Here is a 14,966-nt window from a genome sequence, read left to right as displayed (position 1 = left end):
ATGTCCGGTTCCGGAACCGGCGGGCCGCACCGCCCACGGGGGAGTCAGCCGCTTGGACCGGATCCGCTGCTGGCCCGGGTGCGGGACCGGATGCTGGCACGCTCTGAACCGGTGACAGGTGCACGCCTTGCTGCAGCGGTGCAGGCCAGCGGGCACCTCCTCGGTTCGGAGGGGACACTGCACGCGGTGGACCGGATGCGCGCCGAGCTGCAGGGCCTGGGGCCGCTGCAGCCGCTGACATTGCTGCCCGGCGTCAGCGACATCCTGGTGAACGGGCCGGACCGGGTCTGGGTCGATGCCGGCCGCGGCCTGGAACTGACCGGCATCAGGTTTGCCTCGGACTCGGAGGTGCAGGCCCTTGCCACGCGGCTGGTCGCGGCAGGAGGCCGGCGGCTGGACGATTCCTGTCCCTGCGTTGATGTCCAGCTGCAGGGGTACCGCGTGCATGCGGTGCTTCGCCCGGTTTCCACCGGCTCCACACTCCTGTCCGTCCGCATTCACCGGAACCGGTCTTTCACCTTGGGGGAGCTCACCCGCGGCGGAACCCTGGATCTTCAGTGTGAAGCCTTGCTTCGCGCCATTGTCCGCCGGCGCTTGAACTTTCTGGTCAGCGGAGCCACAGGCACCGGGAAAACGACGCTGCTCGCCACGCTGCTTTCCCTCAGCGGACCGCAGGAACGGCTGGTGCTGGTGGAGGACGCAGCGGAACTGGAGCCGGACCATCCTCATGTGGTGGGCCTGCAGAGCCGGCACGGAAACGTGGAGGGCGGCGGGGTGCTGGATCAGGCCGAACTGGTGCGTCAGGCCCTGCGCATGCGGCCGGACCGCCTGGTGGTGGGTGAGTGCCGGGGAGCCGAGGTCCGGGAACTGCTGGCAGCGCTGAACACCGGCCATGACGGAGCCGGCGGAACCATTCACGCCAACTCTGCCGCGGGAGTGCCGGCCCGGTTGGCGGCCCTGGGTGCACTTGCGGGTATGGCGCCGGGGGCGGTTGCACTGCAGGCGGCGGCAGCGCTGGACGTGGTGGTCCATCTGCACCGGTCCGCCGGCACCCGGAGGATTTCAGAGATTGCGGTGCTGACGATCGCCGACGGGAAGCTGACGGCCGTTCCGGCCCTGGTCCGGAGCGGAGGGGAATACCGGCGCGGCAGTGGATGGACGGAGTTGGAACGGCGGCTGGAGGCACGCGCGGCCGCTGACAGCGGTGCCGGATCCGCGCCGGCGGACAGTTAGTGTCGGCGTGACAGGGTTGACCGTCGCGGTACTGCTCGCCACGGCAGCGGCCCTGATGATCGGGTTTCCACCGCCCCGGCCGCAGGCTGGATCGGTCAAGTCTGCACGCACGGCGGAAGTCCGCGTTCTCCGCCGTCGTCGTTATCCGGGGCTCGACGGCGATGCCCCGGCGTCCAAAGGCGAAGGCCGGCTTTTCCGCCGGCGCCGGATCCCAAGGCTCGACGGCGATGCCCCGGCGCTGCTCGTGCGGGAACTGGCCGGGCTGCTGGCGGCGGGACGCTCGGCCCACCGGATCTGGGCGGACGCAGCCACACTGTACGAAGCGCCGGGTCCCGCGGGAACCTCAGCTCATCCCTTTTTCCCGGTGCTGCAGGCGGCAGCGGCGTCGGCGGCCCTGGGCCTCAGCCCGGTGCCGGTGCTCGCCGCCGCGGAGCGCGGTAACGGGGCAACGGATCCGGCGCTGCAGCAGCTGTGGTCCGGCTTGGCTGTGTGCCTGCGTGTGTCGGAGCGGAGCGGAGCCCCGCTGGCCACAGTGCTTAGCCGGTATGCCGGACAACTGGAAGCCGCCCGTGACGCCGCCGCGGACCGGGAGGCGGCCATGGCCGGCCCGCGGGCCACCATGCGGCTCCTGACCTGGCTGCCGGGCGGCGGGATACTCCTGGGCTATCTGCTGGGCGGCAACCCGCTGCAGATCCTGACGGCGACACCGCTGGGGTGGGTAGCGGCTGCTGCCGGAAGCGCTTTCTGGCTGGCCGGGCGTTTATGGTCTGCACGCCTGGTGCGGAACGCCCAGGCCCCCGTGCAGGGCAACTTCGGATGAGCGGACTGCTGGTGTTCGCGTTCCTTTCCGCGGCTGCCCTGCTGCTGACCGGATCCGGTGGGCATCCGCGGCAGCAGCACTTCCGGCGGTGCACCGAATCTCGAACGGAGAGCAGCACCGGGGACCCCGCCCTGATGCTGGACCTGATCGCAGCCATGCTGGAAGCGGGACAACCGCTGTCCGCTGCATTGGCCATCCTGCGCGACGGCGTGGACCGGGCCACATCCCTTGACCTCGACCGGCTGCTGCAGGCACTGGACCTCGGAATTCCCTGGGACGCCGCGTGGCAGTTGTCCGCCGGTTCCGCCCCCGCCGGAACTCAGCGGTCAGGTACGGAGCCGGGGTCCCGGGCCGGCGGGGTGCCGACCGGACAGGCCTCGGCACTCGCAGCACTCGGCCCTGCCCTGAGATTCACGGCCGTGACCGGGGCACCGTCGGCTGCGGTGCTTCATTCCCAGGCGGATGCCCTTCGGAGACGCCGGCAGACGGAGAGCAGGCGGCGCGCAGCGGCGCTCGGGGTCCGTCTGGTGATGCCGCTGGGGCTGTGTTCGCTGCCCGCCTTCGTGGCACTGACAGTGGTGCCGCTGCTGATGTCCCTGCTGCCGGGATGGACCTAACCGGCTACTGCCGTCCCGTAAAGGTCCCGCCTGCACTGTCCCTGTCCCGCACCGGTCCCTGCCGCGGCGGGAGGCTGTACTCCTCCACAGGCTACTGCCGTCCTCCGGTTGTACGCAGCAGCATGGGCGGAGCACCCGGCAAGGGAGCGTCGGCGGCAGGATCGAGTCCCGCAGAACTTTCCAGCAGGAGGAAACCATGGCACTGATCCCCGCGTCCTTCGGACGTCTTTCCCCGGTAAGCAAGCACCTTCTCCCGGGTGCTGTCCAACCAACCGGCGCTGCCGAACCCGCGGCAGGCCGCTCCGCGGACGGCGCCTTGTGCCCCGACCCGTGGACGGACGGAAGCCACGGCGTGCACAGTCTGTCCGGGCGGGCCGTTCCCGTGACCCGGCGCCTGACCCTGGTGAAGCCGCTTTGCGGCTCTTCCAGCCGCGGGGCCTCGGGTACGGAACTGCGCGACACCGCGTCCCGTCCGGCACCTGCGGGTCCGGCCTGGTCGGACCGGGAAGCGGGGATGGCGACGGCGGAATATGCCATTGCCACCCTGGCCGCCGTGGCCTTTGCCGGGCTGCTGGCGGTAGTGCTGGGCAGCGACGAAGTCCGGTCGATGCTGGTGTCCCTGATCCGGTCCGCACTGACCCTCGGATAAGAGCGGACCAGTGGCAGCGGGAACCGGCGCCGGCACTCCGCTGGGGGAGTGGAAGCGGGTGCGGAAAGGGGGCCGGGAGCGGGGCCGGGAGCGGGGCGCAGTCACAGCGGAGTTCGCCGTCGCGCTCCCGGCCATCGTGCTCGTGCTGGTGGGCGGACTCACCGGCATATCGGCCGGGGTCACGCAGCTGCGTCTGGAGGAAGCTGCCCGGGCCGCAGCGCGGGAAATCATGCGGGCGGATCCGGCCGCCGCCGAGGCCGCGGTGGAACGGCTGGCTGGCACGTCGGCGCAGCTGGTGCTCTCGGAAGAGGGGCAGTGGACAGCCGTCGAGGTCCGCAGCGTCTTGTCGCTTCCTGTGCTGTCCCTGTTGCCGCTGGAACTTTCCGCCGATGCTGTTGCCTTCCCCGGGGACGGAGGCCTGCCTGATGGGATTCAACCCGAAGGATAGAACCGGGGTCCGGTCCGCCGATGAATGCCGGCCTGCAAGGGTCCGGGACGGCCGCTACGGGAAGGCTCAGGACCGTAACGGCCGGGAGCCGAATGACAGAGGTGCAGGGACGGTCGCCGCGATCGGGATCTGCCTGATCCTGCTGGGTTTTTCCGTGGTCGCACTGCTGATGGTGCAGGCATCGGTTGCCGCTGTCCGGGCCGCCACCGCCGCGGACCTGGCGGCGCTCGCCGGGGCGGATACTCTCCGTGGCCTACAGTTGCCGGCGGCGGGGGATCCTCCCGGCGCCGCTTCCGGCGATGCCTGCGGTGTGGCTGGAGAGGTAGCAGCACGCAACAACGCTTTCCTGCGCGCCTGCACCGTGAACCCGGAAACCGACACCCTCACCGTGGAAACGGAGGTGGACGTGCCTGTACTGCCGGTCCCTGCCACAGCCCGTGCACGTGCGGGACCGCCGGGTTAGGAGGTCAGGGCCAGGGCCTCGTCCGGCGCATGATCCAGCAGCACGTTCAGCAGCGTGACGGCGCCCTTCTTGTCCAGCGGATTGTTCTTGTTGCCGCACTTGGGGGACTGCACACAGGAGGGGCAGCCGCCGTCGCACTCGCAGGCACGGATGGCATCACGGGTGGCCGCCAGCCAGATCCGCGCGGCCTCGTAGCCGCGCTCAGCGAAACCGGCGCCGCCGGGGTGCCCGTCATAGACGAAGATGGTCGGCTTCTCGGTGTCGGCATGCAGGGCGGTGGAGACGCCGCCGATGTCCCACCGGTCGCTGGTGGCCACCAGGGGCAGCATGCCGATGGAGGCATGTTCGGCGGCGTGCAGGGAACCGGGGAAGTCGGCCGGGGCAAGCCCTGCCGACACCAGGAACTTCTCGTCAATGACGAACCAGACGGCCTTGGTGAACAGCTCCTTGGCTTCCAGCTCCAGCGGCTCCTCGCCGAGGATTTCATTCGAGATCAGGGCCTTGCGCTGATAGGAGACCACCTGGGTGGTGACTTTCACCGTGCCGAAGCAGACCTGGATGCCGTTCCACTCCGAGGTCCGGTCCGTTTCCAGCACTTCCACCTGGGTGATGTCCCGGGCCTGGGTGTAGAACTCCGGGTTGGTGCGGGTGACCATGGCGCAGTGGTCGGCCTCGTTGAGTTCATCCACCAGGAAGGTCTGCCCCTGATGAACGTAGATCGCCCCCGTATGCGCCTGGTACTGGGCCTGCGGCGAATCCATGGTGCCCAGCAGCGTGCCGGTCTCGGTCTCGACAATGTTGATCGGACCCCCGCCGGCGGCCCGCAGATTGACCATGGACGCGGCGCTTTCCGGATGCGTCCAGAACCAGCCGGAAGGCCGGCGCCGCAGGTAGCCCTGATCCACCAGCTGCTCCAGCAGCCCGCCCGCGGTGGGACCGAACAATTCCCGCTCGTCCGGGGTCAGCGGCAGCTCTGCCGCGGCTGCGCACAGATGCGGGCCCAGCACATACGGGTTGGAGGGGTCAAAGACCGTCGCCTCCACGGACCTGTCGAAGATGGCTTCGGGATGGTGCACCAGATAGGTGTCGAGCGGGTCGTCGCTGGCCACAAAGGCAGCGAGGGCGTCCTGCCCGGAGCGTCCGGCCCGGCCGATCTGCTGGAACAGAGATGCGCGGGTCCCCGGCCAGCCGGCAACCAGCACCGCGTCCAGCCCGGAGATGTCGATGCCCAGCTCCAGAGCGGAGGTGCTGGCGATACCCAGCAGCTCGCCGCTGCGCAGCCGCCGCTCCAGCTCCCGCCGTTCCTCCGGCAGGTAGCCGGAACGGTAGGCCGCCACCCGGTCCGGCAGGGAGGGATGCACCTCGTCCAGCAGCCGGCGGGTGATGGTGGCAATGGTTTCGGCCCCGCGGCGGGACTTGATGAAGGCGATGGTGCGGACCTGCGCAGCCACCAGGTTGGCCAGCAGATCGGCGGTCTCGGCCACGACCGTGCGCCGTGACCGGGCACCGTTTTCACCCTTGAGCTCGGTCAGCTGCGGCTCCCACAGGGCCACCGTCGTGGATCCGTGCGGGGAATGGTCCTGGGTCACGGCGGTGACCGGCGCACCGATCAGCCGGCTGAAGGAGTCCTCCGGTGCGGACGACGTGGCCGAGGCACCGATAAACACGGGATCGGCGCCGTAGTACCGGCAGATCCGCCGCAGCCGGCGCATCAGGTTGGCGACATTCGAGCCGAACACCCCGCGGTAGCTGTGCGCCTCGTCGATGATGACGTATTTCAGGCGCCGGAAGAACCGGGCCCACCAGGCATGGTTCGGCAGCACGCCGAAGTGCAGCATGTCCGGGTTGGCGAGCACGAGATTGGCGTGGTCCCGGATCCAGCGCCGCGCGCCGGTGTCCGTGTCGCCGTCGTACGTCTCGGCCCGGACTGTAGGAAGCTGCAGCGACTTCACCGCGGCAAGCTGGTCGGCGGCCAGCGCTTTGGTGGGCGCCAGATACAGGGCGACGGCGCCGGACGGCTCCAGCGTGGCGCGGTCATCGAGGGAGGTGCGGTGGATCGCGTCCAGGACGGGCAGCTGGTAGGCCAGCGATTTTCCGGAGGCAGTGCCGGTGGCAATGATCGTGTGCTGCCCGCTGTGTGCGGCTTCGGCGGCTTCCATCTGGTGCGCCCACGGCTCGTGGATGCCGCGGCGCTGGTAGGCGGCGACGACGTCGGGATGCGCCCATTCCGGCCAGGGTGCGGTGACCGCCCGGCGCGCAGGAATCTGATGCACGTGCATGAGCTGCTCGGGCTCGGCACCGCCGCCCAGCAGCGGAATCAGGGAATCATGAAGAGCCACGTGCTCATTCTCCCACCGGAAAATCCGCGGCAGCGCATGTTCACTGCCGGGGGAACCTGCCGGCGGAAATCAGAGCCGCGGCTCGAACATCACGACGGCGGCCAGGGACTCCCAGCCCAGGTAGCGGTAGAGTTCCTGGCCGTCCGCCGAGGCGATGAGCAACCCGGCATCGGCGTCGTCCTCCAGCGCCAGGGCGGTCAGTGCCCGCATGACATAACTGCCCAGGCCGCGCCGCCGGTAGGCGGGCTCGGTGACAATCCGGTCGAACACCGCGTAGCCGTCGGTCACGGCCATCCGTCCGGAGGCTATCGGCGAATCCGCATCAAACACGGTCACGATGCCCACTTGGTTCTCGTGCGTGCTTTCCACGCTGAAGTGATCCCACGGCAGCACGGGGGCCTCGATGTCCTGGCCCTCCATATCCGCCACCATCAGGACCTCATCGGACGAACGGATCTGCATCCCGTACACCGACGCCGCCCCGTGGACTTCGTTCACCCGCGTGGTCACGATGGTGAACAGCCGGGTGGGGCTGTGCCGGGCGGAGGAGGCGAGCGCGGCGAACTCGTCATGGGAGGGTTCGAGGGCGAAATACTCCCAGTCGTTGGTCCGGTCGTGCAGCAGTGCTGCCGGGAAACGTCCCTCATGGCGGGTCCGGTACCCCCGGGCCTGGGCCCATCCGGAGACCCAGATCTCAAGCAAGTCGTCATCCAGCGCTCTCATAGATGCACATTAGCGGCCGTCCGGTACGAACGGTATGCATAGGAGAGGAAAAGCGGGTGCCCGCCGCGGTCTACCCTTATCTTGTGGCACTGAACCGAATTGCACTGTATTACGCTTTCACTCCTCTTCCCGACCCGGACGCAATCCGTCTGTGGCAGCGCGCTCTCTGCGAAAAGCTGGGCCTGCGCGGGCGCATCCTGATCTCCAAAGACGGCATCAACGGCACCGTCGGGGGGGAACTGGATGCCGTCAAGGCCTACGTCAAGGCGACCCGGGAATATCCCGCCTTCAAGAAGATGGACACCAAATACTCCGAAGGCTCGGCGGAGGATTTCCCGCGCCTGAGCGTGAAAGTCCGCGACGAGATCGTGAGCTTCGGCGCACCCGGCGAGCTGAAGGTGGACGAAAACGGTGTGGTTGGCGGCGGCACGCACCTGCGCCCGGAGGAACTCCACCAGCTGGTCGAGGAGAAGGAAAAGGCCGGCGAGGAAGTGGTCTTTTTCGACGGGCGCAACGCCTTCGAAGCGCAGATCGGCAAGTTCAAGGGCGCCGTGGTGCCCGACGTCTCGACCACGCATGACTTCATCGCCGAACTGGAATCCGGCAAGTATGACGACCTCAAGGACAAGCCCGTAGTCACCTACTGCACCGGCGGGATCCGCTGCGAGGTGCTCTCCAGCCTCATGGTGAACCGCGGGTTCTCCGAGGTCTACCAGATGAAGGGCGGCATTGTCCGCTACGGGGAAACCTACGGGGACAAGGGCCTTTGGGAGGGTTCGCTGTACGTCTTCGACAAGCGGATGCATACCGAGTTCACGGACGACGCCGTGACCATCGGCGAATGCGTGCGCTGCCAGGCACCCACGAGCAAGTTCGAGAACTGCTCCAACCCGTCCTGCCGGAAGCTGACCCTGTACTGCGCGGACTGTGCCTCGGACCCCGCAACGCTCCGCTGCCCCGGCGGCTGCGACGACTGACCGCCCCGCAGGATACTTAGCCGACGGCTAACTACCTCTATACTTCCCCGCCAGCCATTGTTAGCATCCCCCGCACGGGCGAGCTGCCCGGACAGGCCCGACGAGGACCCCGGCTGCCGGGCATCCAGCGCTCGGGCACGGCCCAGAGGCGGGGGAGCATGGAAACTGACGGAACGGCGGCGGCAGCCGCAGCGGAAACAAACGAGACACACGGCCAGGCACGGAACGAACACGCAGGACGGGAGCGCGGAACCGGCTCCGCGGCGGCCGACGCGCCGGCTCCCGAATGGGACCGGATAGTCGACGTCCTGGTCGTGGGGTCGGGGGCGGCCGCACTGACCGCGGCCATCACCGCAGCGGACGAGGGGCTCGATGTCCTGGTGGTGGAAAGCACCAAGCTCTGGGGCGGCACCACCTCCATTTCCGGCGGCGGCCTCTGGATGCCCAACAACCCCCTGATGAAAGCGGCAGGGGTGCAGGACAGCCAGCAAAACGCGCTCACCTACATGGAGGAGGTGATTGCCGACGTCGGCCCCGTCTCCTCGCGTGAACGCAAGCTCGCGTTCCTGCGCACCGTGCCCGAAGTCGTGACGTTCCTGGGCGGCCTCGGGGTGCAGTGGATGCGCTCCAAGGACTACCCGGACTACTACCCGGACCGCCCCGGCGGCATGGTCGGACGCTCGCTGGAAGTGAAGCCCTTCGACACCAAGCTCCTGGGCCCCTGGTTCAAGCACTCCCGCGCAAAGGCGTCGGGCATCCCCGCGCCGCTGGCCACTGATGACGTCTGGGAGCTGTCCCGGGCCTGGTCCACGCCCAGCGGTTTCATCCGCGGTGCGCGCTTCGTTTTCCGCACCCTCGGGGGACTGCTCCGGGGCAAGCGGCTATACGGGCTCGGCGGGGCGCTCTCGTCGTCGCTGATGTACATCGTGCGTAACCAGCAGACGCCGGTCTGGCTGTCGACGCCGCTCACGGACCTGGTCGAGGACGACGACGGCGCGGTGCTGGGCGCCGTGGTCCGCCGGCAGGGCCGGGACATCCGGATTCGGGCAAGGCGCGGCGTGGTGCTGGGCGCCGGCGGTTTCGCGCGGAACGCGGCATGGCGGGAAAAGTACCAAGGCCTGGAGCAGGAGTATTCCTCGGCGCCGGAAGGTGACCTCGGCCAGGCCATCGACATTGTGGCCGCCCGCGGAGGCGCGCTGGCGCTCATGGATGACGCGTGGTGGGGACCGACGGCCGTCGGGCCGAAGGGGAAGGTCACGTTCACGCTTGCGGAGCGGTCCATGCCGTTTTCCATGGTGGTGGACGCTGCGGGCAGGCGGTTCCTGAACGAGTCCGAATCCTACGTGGATTTCGGCCACCACATGCTCGAGAACAACAAAAAAGTGCCGGGGGATCCCGCCTGGCTGGTGTTCGAAGCCCGGCACGCCCGCCGCTACCTGTTCAACGCCCTGTTGATCGGGCGTAAGGACTGGACGCGGCAGGGACTGCTGCTCCGGGACGACACGGTGACGGGCCTGGCTGAGAAGATGGGTCTTCCGCCGGGCGCCCTGGAGGCCACCGTGGAACGGTTCAACGGCTTTGCGAAGACCGGAATCGATGAAGACTTCCACCGCGGCAACACCGTCTACGACAACTACTACAGCGACCCGCGGGTCAAGCCCAACCCGAACCTCGGACCGCTGGAAAAGGGTCCGTTCTCTGCCGTCCGCCTGTACCCGGGAGATCTGGGTACCAAGGGCGGGCTGGTCACGGACGCCGATGCACGCGTGCTCCGCGAGGACGGCAGCATCATCCCCGGCCTGTATGCAGCCGGAAACACCACCGCCTCCGTGATGGGCCGCACGTATCCCGGAGCGGGGGCAACCATCGCGCCTGCCGTCGTCTTCGGTTACCGCGCGGCCCGGCACGCCGCTGCTTACGGGCAGGCTTCGGCGGACCGCGCCTCCGCGCCGGCAGTGGCGGCAGTGGCAGCCGACCCGGCCTCCGCGCAGTCAGCGGAAGCAGCAGCGGCCGAACCGGTCCCCGTGCCGGCAGGCGCTGCGGCCGCCGACACGACGGCGCAGGAAACGGTCCGGTAGGTAAGCGCAACCGGCAGGTGGAATCCGAACGGGCACCCGAAACAGTGCCCGTTCGGAGCACCGATAGCGCGGCCATAGACTGGGAATGTGAGTGATTTCTCTTCTGTTCCTTCCGCACCCCGCAGCCGCGACATCTGGCTGCTTCAGGCGCTCGCCGCCGATTTGGAGGAGGCCGAATACACCGTGAACGGTGTGGCCGCGTTCCTCGGCGAGGACGCGGCGGCGGCCCTGGAACGGGACCAGCTGGTCCCTGCCCTGCTGGCCTGCCGGGCCGAGGCCGAAGCGGCAGCTCCCCGCCGGATAGCCGTTCCGGTCCAGCTCTGGCTGCTGGGCGAAACAGTGGAACGCGCCCAGCTGGACGCGGCACTGCCCCGCACCGGCACCGAAGGCCTCCTGGAACTCGGGCTGATTGAACGCGGCCGGGTTGCAGGTACCTTCCGCGCCGCCGTGGACCTGCGTCCCTACGGCACGGACGACGGCGGCACCGGTTCCGCCGGCAATCCCGACGGCGACCTCTGGGTGGCCAGTGACCTGGGCAGCCACCAGCGCCCGGGCGTGCTGCGCCGCGACCACGTCCTCGGCATCGGCCAGGCATCCCTGAGCCTGGCCCAGCTCACTGTCCGTGCCCCCGTGGGCCGGGCCCTGGATTTGGGCACCGGGTGCGGCATCCAGACCTTCCACCTGCTCCGGCACGCGGACCACGTCACAGCCACCGACATTTCCGAGCGTGCCCTCGGGTTCACACGGTTCAACCTGATGCTCAACGCACCCCAGCTGGACATCAACCCGGAGCAGCCCGGGGAACGGTTCACCCTTCGGCTCGGAAGCCTGCTGGAGCCGGTGGCAGGAGAGAAGTTTGACCTGGCGGTCTCCAATCCGCCCTTCGTCATCACCCCGCGTACCGGCGGGGAAGGCGAGCGGTACACATACCGCGACGGCGGACTGGCCGGAGACGGCATCGTCGCCGCCCTGGTCGCCGGTCTGGAAGCAGTCCTGCGGCCGGGCGGCACCGCCCAGATGCTGGGCAACTGGGAGATCCCCGCCGGCCGGGAGCAGGACTGGTCCGCCCGTCTCGAAGAGTGGCTTCCGGACGGAACGGACGCCTGGGTGATCCAGCGGGAGACCCTGACCCCGCCCGAATACGCCGAAATGTGGCTGCGCGACGCCGCACAGGGCCGTGAACGCGAGGAATACGCGGCGGCCTACGCCGGCTATCTGGAGGACTTCGCCTCCCGGGACGTCGGAACTGTGGGCTTCGGCTCACTGTGGCTGCGGCGCCGGAAGCCCGGCGCCGAGCCGCTGCGCCGGTTCGAGGACATCACCCACCCCATCGAACAGCCTGTGGGGCCGCACCTGGATGCTGCCGTCCGCCGGTTCGACTGGGTCAGTGCCTGCACCAATCTGGCGGATGTGCACCTCCGCGTCGCCGACGACGTCACGGAGGAACGCCATCAGCGCCCCGGGGCGGAGCATCCGGGAGTGATCCTGCTCCGTCAGGGCGCCGGTCTGCGGCGGACCAACCTCATGAGCACCGAGCTCACCGGTTTCGTTTCGGCGTGTGACGGGGAGCTCTCCGTGGGGCAGATAGTGGCGGCTCTGGCCGCACTGCTGGACCGCCCGGATCCGGAGTTTGGCGAAAACCTGATCTCGGAAGTGCGTAATCTGGTGTTGGACGGGTTCCTCATTCCGGACCGCTGGTAGGCCCCGGGCCAACCCTCGGGCGGGTGAAGGCCTGCGATGCTTTCCGGTTACCCTAGTGCTGGGGCATCGCGCATACTGTCTGTGGATGTACCGGACTGCGGATGCACCGCAAGCGCCCGGAACGAAGCGCCCTAATTCATTTGAACCACCCGTTACGTAGGAGAACAGTGCCAGTTAAGGCAACGGACAAGAAGACCGGCAAGAAGCTTGTAATTGTCGAGTCTCCGGCCAAGGGCAAGACCATCGCCGGGTACCTGGGCGAAGGCTTCGAGGTGACGGCGTCGATGGGTCACATCCGCGACCTTCCGCAGCCCTCCGACCTGCCCGCCGAGCTGAAGAAGACCGGCGTCGGCAAGTTCGCCGTGGACCTCGACAACGACTTCGAGCCGTATTACGTGGTGTCCGCCGACAAGAAGAAGAAGGTGGCCGAACTCAAGGCCGCCCTGAAGGACGCCGACGAGCTTTACCTCGCAACTGACGGTGACCGCGAAGGCGAAGCCATCGCGTGGCACCTGCTGCAGGTGCTCAAGCCCAAGGTCCCCGTTCACCGGCTGACCTTCCCGGAAATCACCCGCGAGGCCATCCAGCGCGCCCTGCTGGAAATGCGCGACGTCGACGTTGCCATGGTGGACGCCCAGGAAACCCGCCGTATCCTTGACCGGCTCTACGGCTACGAGATTTCCCCGGTGCTCTGGCGCAAGGTGGCCCGCGGCCTGTCCGCCGGGCGCGTGCAGTCCGTCGCCACCCGCCTGGTGGTCGAACGCGAGCGTGAGCGCATGGCGTTCCGCCCGGCGTCGTACTGGGATCTGGTGGGCACCTTCGCCACCGAGGCAGCCGAGAAATTCAAGGCCCGCCTGGTGTCCGTCGACGGCGCCCGCGTCGCCACCGGCAAGGACTTCACCGACCGCGGCGAACTGAAGTCCAAGACCGCCGTACACCTGGACGAAGCCGCGGCCGTGTCGCTGGCCGCCGGCCTGGAATCGGCCGCGTTCAGCGTCCGTTCCGTCGACACCAAGCCGTACACCCGCCGTCCGGCGGCGCCGTTCACCACCTCCACCCTGCAGCAGGAAGCCGGCCGCAAGCTGCGCTTCTCCTCCCGGGTGACCATGCAGGTGGCCCAGCGGCTGTACGAAAACGGTTACATCACCTATATGCGTACGGACTCCCCGGCGCTGTCGGACCAGGCCATCAACGCGGCCCGCCGCCAGGCCTCGGAGCTTTACGGCCCCGAGTACGTGCCCGAAGCGCGGCGCGTCTACAAGGGCAAGTCCAAGAACGCCCAGGAAGCGCACGAAGCCATCCGCCCCGCCGGTGACTCCTTCCGCACCCCGGCGCAGGTGGCCTCCTCGCTGCGCGGCGACGAGTTCCGGCTCTACGAACTGATCTGGAAGCGCACCGTCGCCTCCCAGATGGCCGACGCCAAGGGATCCACCGCGTCCGTGCGCATCGGTGCCGTCTCGACCGACGGGCGCGACGCCGAGTTCTCGGCGTCCGGCACGGTCATCACCTTCCGCGGCTTTATGGCTGCCTATGAAGAAGGCCGCGACGCCGTCCGCGACGACGACGAGGCCGAGGGCACCGACGGCGCCCGCCTGCCGGTGCTGAAGGCCCAGGACACCCTGACCGCAGCGGACATTGCCGCCGGCGGCCACGAGACCTCCCCGCCGCCGCGGTTCACTGAAGCGTCGCTGGTGAAGATGCTCGAAGAACTCGGCATCGGCCGCCCGTCCACCTATGCCGCCACCATCTCCACCATCATGGACCGCGGATATGTCACCAGCCGCGGCCAGGCACTGGTGCCGAGCTGGATCGCGTTCTCCGTGGTCCGCCTGCTGGAGGAGCACTTCACGGACTACGTGGATTACGACTTCACCGCAGAACTCGAAGAGGACCTGGACCGCATTTCCCGCGGCGAGGCCGGGCGCGTGGAGTGGCTGAATCAGTTCTATTACGGCGACCGGGTAGAAACGGGCCTCCACACCATCGTGAATGACCTCGGCGAAATCGACGCCAAGGCCATCAACTCGATCGAGATTGCCGACGGCATTGTGCTGCGCGTGGGCAAGTTCGGCCCGTACCTGGAACGTCCGCTGCCCGCCGACGCCCCCGAAGGCACCGAACCCGAGCGGGCAAACGTCCCCGAGGACCTGGCCCCGGACGAACTCACGGCCGAGAAGGCCGTGGAACTGATGGAGACCGCAGCTCCCGAGGAACGCGTGCTCGGCACCGACCCGGAGACGGGCCGGACCATCGTGGCCCGCAACGGCCGCTACGGCCCGTACGTGATCGAGCTGATCCCGGAACCCACCGAAGAGGACCTGGCCAACGCGCCGGTGGAGTACTACAAGAACGGCAAGCCCAAGCCTCCGAAGAAGCCGGTCAAGGTCAAGCCGCGCACCGGTTCGCTCTTCAAGTCAATGAGCGTGGAAACGGTCACCCTGGAGGAGGCGCTGAAGCTGATGAAGCTGCCGCGCGTCCTGGGCACCGACGCCGAGGGCAACGAGATCACCGTCCAGAACGGCCGGTTCGGCCCGTACCTGAAAAAGGGAACGGACTCGCGCTCAATCGGTTCCGAAGAGGAAATCTTCACCATCACGCTGGAGCAGGCGCTGGAGATTTACTCCCAGCCCAAGCAGCGCGGTGGGCGGCAGGCGGCGGCACCGCTGGCGGAGTTCGGTGCGGATCCCGTGTCGGAGAAGCCGATTGTGGTCAAGGACGGCCGTTTCGGTCCGTACATCACCGACGGCATCACCAACATCACGGTGCCCCGCTCCACGGCCATCGAGGAGCTGACCCGCGAGCAGGCCATTGAACTGCTGGCGGAGAAGCGCGAGAAGGGCCCTGCGAAGAAGCCTGTGAAGAAGCGCGCTGCCCCGCGGAAAGCTACAGCGAAGAAGTAGGGACCGGTAGAGCGATAA

12 protein-coding genes are annotated in these 14,966 nt (G+C 68.3%); 10 read left to right on the top strand and 2 right to left on the bottom strand.

Annotated elements, in window-relative coordinates; all coding sequences use genetic code 11:
• From N2K95_RS13665 to N2K95_RS13640, 6 genes are all read left to right on the top strand, one after another.
• Nucleotides 1-1,233 (top strand): TadA family conjugal transfer-associated ATPase, encoded by a 1,233-nt coding sequence (locus N2K95_RS13665; protein ID WP_260651974.1) that lies wholly within the window; start codon nt 1-3, stop codon nt 1,231-1,233.
• A 7-nt stretch (nt 1,234-1,240) separates the two neighbouring features.
• Nucleotides 1,241-2,053, top strand: coding sequence for a type II secretion system F family protein (locus N2K95_RS13660; RefSeq protein ID WP_260651973.1), 813 nt, complete (start codon nt 1,241-1,243; stop codon nt 2,051-2,053).
• Complete coding sequence (locus N2K95_RS13655; protein ID WP_260651972.1) at nt 2,050-2,670, top strand: type II secretion system F family protein; 621 nt, start codon at nt 2,050-2,052, stop codon at nt 2,668-2,670. The genes N2K95_RS13660 and N2K95_RS13655 overlap by 4 nt, the downstream gene beginning before the upstream one ends.
• A 196-nt stretch (nt 2,671-2,866) precedes the next feature.
• Nucleotides 2,867-3,319, top strand: a complete 453-nt coding sequence (locus N2K95_RS16300; RefSeq protein WP_313771097.1) for a DUF4244 domain-containing protein — start codon at nt 2,867-2,869, stop codon at nt 3,317-3,319.
• Between the two features lie 10 nt (nt 3,320-3,329).
• Nucleotides 3,330-3,767 (top strand): TadE family type IV pilus minor pilin, encoded by a 438-nt coding sequence (locus tag N2K95_RS13645; protein ID WP_260651971.1) that lies wholly within the window; start codon nt 3,330-3,332, stop codon nt 3,765-3,767.
• Complete coding sequence (locus tag N2K95_RS13640) at nt 3,745-4,230, top strand: Rv3654c family TadE-like protein (protein WP_260651970.1); 486 nt, start codon at nt 3,745-3,747, stop codon at nt 4,228-4,230. The genes N2K95_RS13645 and N2K95_RS13640 overlap by 23 nt, the downstream gene beginning before the upstream one ends.
• Here the strand turns inward: N2K95_RS13640 and N2K95_RS13635 are convergent.
• Together N2K95_RS13635 and N2K95_RS13630 are read right to left on the bottom strand one after the other, a co-directional pair.
• Nucleotides 4,227-6,569 (bottom strand): DEAD/DEAH box helicase, encoded by a 2,343-nt coding sequence (locus tag N2K95_RS13635; protein WP_260651969.1) that lies wholly within the window; start codon nt 6,567-6,569, stop codon nt 4,227-4,229. The two genes, N2K95_RS13640 and N2K95_RS13635, sit on opposite strands and share 4 nt — an antisense overlap.
• A gap of 69 nt (nt 6,570-6,638) precedes the next feature.
• A complete protein-coding gene (locus N2K95_RS13630) occupies nt 6,639-7,292 on the bottom strand; it encodes a GNAT family N-acetyltransferase (RefSeq protein ID WP_260651968.1) in 654 nt (217 codons plus the stop codon).
• 83 nt (nt 7,293-7,375) lie between these two features.
• Here N2K95_RS13630 and trhO point away from each other — a divergent pair, with 83 nt between their 5' ends.
• The 4 genes from trhO (at nt 7,376) to topA (ending at nt 14,948) form a co-directional block, all read left to right on the top strand.
• Nucleotides 7,376-8,269, top strand: a complete 894-nt coding sequence (gene trhO, locus N2K95_RS13625) for an oxygen-dependent tRNA uridine(34) hydroxylase TrhO (RefSeq protein ID WP_255790783.1) — start codon at nt 7,376-7,378, stop codon at nt 8,267-8,269.
• A gap of 158 nt (nt 8,270-8,427) precedes the next feature.
• Nucleotides 8,428-10,347, top strand: a complete 1,920-nt coding sequence (locus tag N2K95_RS13620) for an FAD-dependent oxidoreductase (protein WP_260651967.1) — start codon at nt 8,428-8,430, stop codon at nt 10,345-10,347.
• Nucleotides 10,348-10,434: 87 nt separating this feature from the next.
• On the top strand, nt 10,435-12,048 hold the full coding sequence (locus tag N2K95_RS13615) for a class I SAM-dependent methyltransferase (protein WP_260651966.1): 1,614 nt from the start codon (nt 10,435-10,437) through the stop codon (nt 12,046-12,048).
• A gap of 167 nt (nt 12,049-12,215) precedes the next feature.
• Nucleotides 12,216-14,948, top strand: coding sequence for a type I DNA topoisomerase (gene topA / locus N2K95_RS13610; RefSeq protein WP_260651965.1), 2,733 nt, complete (start codon nt 12,216-12,218; stop codon nt 14,946-14,948).
• Nucleotides 14,949-14,966 lie beyond the last annotated feature (18 nt).

Source organism: Arthrobacter zhaoxinii (assembly GCF_025244925.1).
Taxonomy (GTDB): Bacteria; Actinomycetota; Actinomycetes; order Actinomycetales; family Micrococcaceae; genus Arthrobacter_B; species Arthrobacter_B zhaoxinii.
Note: the sequence above shows the minus strand (reverse complement) of the source record. Positions and strands in the feature narration are given on the sequence as shown.